At 42.6% G+C, this 404-nt stretch carries 1 protein-coding gene; it reads right to left on the bottom strand.

The features are described 5' to 3' along the window. On the bottom strand, positions 1-404 hold a 404-nt coding region (locus tag G6042_RS00625; RefSeq protein ID WP_169522349.1), incomplete at both ends, for a hypothetical protein.

Consider the following 404-nt stretch of genomic DNA (forward strand, 5'->3'; position numbering starts at 1 on the left):
CCTAAAATCTCCGCTATTTTGGTCGTTAAATTGAAACTCTCATAACCTACTGCACCTGTGTAATCACATAAATGGTAATCTGTTGGCTCGGTCGCTTCTGGCGTTGGGTTGACGATTAATTTTAGTTCGACATAATTCGAACAGCCTGTTGTGGTAAAAAATACTTTTACGTAAATCGTTTGTTGGTTCGGAGTGATATTTGCATATGGACTACTCAACGGATTAGAACCCAATAAAGCATCCGTTTCGGTTTCGTGGTAGGTTACCGTTACGTCTGGCGGCAATGTTCCGCCCGCTATTTGATTGGTTGCTAAGGTTAAATCGAATACTTCAAAGCCATCATTGTTTGGATCGCATCGTTCTAATGGCGTTGGTGTTACTGCCGTTGGTCCTTGAGTTACGCG

Origin of the sequence: Flavobacterium solisilvae, assembly GCF_012911605.1 — a bacterium.
Taxonomy (GTDB): Bacteria; Bacteroidota; Bacteroidia; order Flavobacteriales; family Flavobacteriaceae; genus Flavobacterium; species Flavobacterium solisilvae.